This window comes from uncultured Sphingomonas sp. (genome assembly GCF_946477935.1).
In the GTDB taxonomy this organism is placed as follows: domain Bacteria; phylum Pseudomonadota; class Alphaproteobacteria; order Sphingomonadales; family Sphingomonadaceae; genus Sphingomonas.
In genome coordinates this window covers 1-3,386 of the sequence record NZ_CAMLAC010000313.1, presented here as the reverse complement: position 1 = coordinate 3,386, position 3,386 = coordinate 1, and the positions used below count along the sequence as shown (strand labels likewise).

The 3,386-nt window shown below is 68.9% G+C and carries 4 protein-coding genes; 3 read left to right on the top strand and 1 reads right to left on the bottom strand.

Annotated elements, in window-relative coordinates; genetic code table 11:
• Nucleotides 1–95: 95 nt before the first annotated feature.
• Nucleotides 96–611, bottom strand: a complete 516-nt coding sequence (locus tag Q0U08_RS19095) for a host attachment family protein (protein ID WP_298093333.1) — start codon at nt 609–611, stop codon at nt 96–98.
• A 112-nt stretch (nt 612–723) separates the two neighbouring features.
• On the opposite strand from Q0U08_RS19095, the gene serS reads away from it, so the two are divergent.
• The 3 genes from serS to Q0U08_RS19080 all read left to right on the top strand — a co-directional run.
• On the top strand, nt 724–2,001 hold the full coding sequence (serS, locus tag Q0U08_RS19090) for a serine--tRNA ligase (protein ID WP_298093332.1): 1,278 nt from the start codon (nt 724–726) through the stop codon (nt 1,999–2,001).
• A 3-nt stretch (nt 2,002–2,004) separates the two neighbouring features.
• On the top strand, nt 2,005–2,769 hold the full coding sequence (surE, locus tag Q0U08_RS19085) for a 5'/3'-nucleotidase SurE (protein WP_298093331.1): 765 nt from the start codon (nt 2,005–2,007) through the stop codon (nt 2,767–2,769).
• Between the two features lie 15 nt (nt 2,770–2,784).
• The coding region (locus Q0U08_RS19080; RefSeq protein ID WP_298093330.1) for a LysM domain-containing protein at nt 2,785–3,386 on the top strand (602 nt) is incomplete at its 3' end.

Below are 3,386 nucleotides of genomic sequence, written 5' to 3'. Positions count from 1 at the left end.
CGCCAAGGGGATCGGCGCGCCACAAGCAAAAGGGGCCCGCCGATCCCCTTGGCGGGCCCCTTCCTGCGTGTGCGGAGGGGTGGGCGTCCTCCGCGTCAGGCGTTCTTCAACGCCGTCTCGATATCAGGCACCGGCATGTTGGTCAGGTCCTTGGCCAGTTCGCCCGCAAGTCGGTTGCTGACTTCCTTGTGGTAATGCTTGCGCAGCTCGCCCAGCGTCTGCGGCGGGGCGACGATGATGAGCGATTCGAACTCGCCCGCCAGCGCACGCCGCTTCAGCATGTCGGCGATCTCGGCGGCGAAGCGATCCTCCTCCTGCTGGTGATAGTCCGTTTCGCCAAGCGACCCGCGTGACGGTGCGAACTGCGCACCCTGCCCGCCGCTGCCGGCCTGGTTCGATCCGCCCTGCGCGATCGGTGGAGCCCCCTGGCCGCTCTGCGTGGAGCTGGCGGCGCCGGCCGCATCGGTCTTCTGGTCGCGGTCGCGTGGATTGGGATGCTCCTCGGCATGTTCCACCTGCAGATTGGGGAACTCGGCATCGCCCTCGTTGCGGAAGAACAGGCTCTTGCGCCCATCGGCCACCAGCACGAATGCATTATGCGGCACCAGCATCGCGTATCTCCTTGCAGTATCGGTTCTATCCGGGACAACGCCCGTGCCGCCGCCAGGGTTGCGCCGGCCGCCGGCTTGCAAGCCTGCGTTCGCCCCGTCATAGCCACGGCCTATGCACGACATCCGCCTGATCCGCGACGATCCCGCCGCCTTCGACGCCGCCCTGACCAAGCGTGGCGCCGAGCCGCAGTCGGCAGTGCTGCTCGCCCTCGACGAGCGCCGCCGCACCACGATCGCCGCCGCGCAAGACGCCCAGACCCGCCGCAACGACCTGTCCAAGCAGATCGGCCAGGCCAAGGCGGCAAAGGACGAGGAACGCGCACAGGCACTGATGGCCGAGGTCGCCGAACTGAAGGCGAAGCTGCCCGAACTGGAGGAACAGGAACGCGCGATCGGCACGGAACTGGACGCCGCGCTGGCCGCCATCCCCAACCTGCCCGCCGCCGACGTACCGCCGGGTGCCGACGAGGACGACAATGCGCTGGTCCATGAACGTGGCACACGCCCCGATTTCAGCTTCGCCCCCGCCGAGCACGACGCGATCGGCCCCGCATTGGGGATGGATTTCGAAACCGGCGTCGCGCTGTCGGGCGCACGCTTCACCCTGTTGCGCGGCGATGCGGCACGGTTGTCGCGCGCGCTCGGGCAATTCATGCTCGACCGGCTGACGCTGGAACACGGCTTCGAACTCGTCCAGCCGCCGCTGATGGTCCGCGACGAGGCGGCGTTCGGCACCGGGCAATTGCCCAAATTCGCCGAGGACCTGTTCCGCACCACCGACGGCCGCTGGCTGATCCCCACGGCCGAGGTGTCGCTGACCAACATCGTGCGCGAAACCATATTGGCGGAAGAGGAACTGCCGCTGCGCTTCACCGCGCTCACCCCCTGTTTCCGCTCGGAAGCGGGCGCGGCGGGCCGCGACACACGCGGGCTGATCCGCCAGCATCAGTTCGACAAGGTCGAGATGGTGTCGATCGTCCATCCCGACCGATCGGACGAGGAGCATGAGCGGATGACGGCCTGTGCAGAGGGCGTGCTGGATGCGCTCGGCCTCGCCTATCGCCGCATGTTGCTCTGCACGGGCGACATGGGCTTCTCCGCTGCGCGCACCTATGATCTGGAGGTCTGGTTGCCTGGGCAGGATCGGTATCGCGAGATTTCGAGCTGCTCGACCTGCACCGATTTCCAGGCGCGACGGATGAACGCCCGGTTCCGCCCGGCCGAGGGCAAGGGCAACCGCTTCGTCCACACGCTCAACGGCTCCGGGCTGGCGGTGGGCCGCACGCTGGTCGCGGTGATCGAGAATTACCAGCAGGAGGACGGGTCGGTTGCGGTCCCGGCGGTGCTGCAACCCTATCTGGGCGGCGCGACCGTGCTGGGCGCGCGCTAAGCCATGCGCATCCTCCTCACCAATGACGATGGCTATCACGCCCCCGGCCTGAAGGTTCTGGAGGAGATCGCCGCGCGCTTTTCCGACGATGTCTGGGTGGTGGCCCCGGCCGAGGAACAGTCGGGGACCAGCCGGTCGCTGACGCTGACCCGGCCGTTGCGCGTCCGCCGCTTTGGCGAGCGGCGCTATGCGGTGGCGGGCACCCCCACCGACGCGGTGATGATGGCGCTGGGCGAGATCATGGCGGATCACAAGCCCGACCTGATCCTGTCCGGGGTCAATCGCGGCGCCAATCTGGGCGAGGACGTATTCTATTCGGGCACGGTATCGGCGGCAATGGAAGGGGCACTGGCCGGCATCCGCTCGGTCGCGCTCAGCCAGCGTTATGCCAAGCATGGGCTGGGCGATGCGGTCAGCTTCGATACCGCGCGCGCCTGGGGGGAGCGGGCGCTGCGCCCGCTGCTCGATCTGGACTTTGCGCCTCGCACGCTGATGAACGTCAATTTTCCGCCGGTGGCGCCGGATGCCGTGCAGGGCATCCGGGTCGCCCGGCAGGGTATCCGCGATTACGGCCGGGTCCGGATGGACAAGCGCACCGATCCGCGCGGCTACGACTATTACTGGCTGGCACTCGGCCGCATGCCACACACGCCGGCGCACGATACCGATCTGGACGCGGTGCATGACGGCCATATCGCGGTCACGCCGCTGCATCTCGACCTGACGCACGGCGCCTCGCTCGCCATGCTGAACGCGGCGTATAGCTGAGCGGAGGACGGCGGCATGCGAAAGCTGGCGATGATGCTGGGCGCAACGATGCTGGCGGGATGCATCCCCAGCCTGGACGAGGGCGCCCCGACCACGCCGCCATCACCGCCGATCGCGCGCGACGATGATCGCCCCGCCCTGCCGACGCAGGGTGACGTGCCGCCGGCTGCGACCGACGCGGTATCGACGCTGCCCGCACCGCGCCCGTCCTGGGAAACGCGCGCGGTCACCCCCGACGCGCGGGAGATCCCCGCCTCCACCTACATCGTCCAGCCGGGCGACAGCCTGCGCCGGGTGGCGGATCGCACCGGTTCGGGATCGGAGGCGATCGCGCGCGCCAACGACCTGGCCCCGCCCTTCGTGATCCGGGTCGGCCAGCGTCTCGCCATCCCGGCGGGGCGCTATCATCTGGTCCGCTCCGGCGAGACGGGGATCGCGATCGCGCGCGCCTATGGCGTCGAATGGTCGCGCATCGTCGACGCCAATGCGCTGGAAGAACCCTATGTGCTGCGCGCCGGCCAGCGCGTCATCATCCCCGGCCCCGCCAGCGGAGAGCGGACGCCCTCGCTGGCGGATCGCGCCGCGGCGTTCAGCCTGGCTGTGGACGACATCCTGAC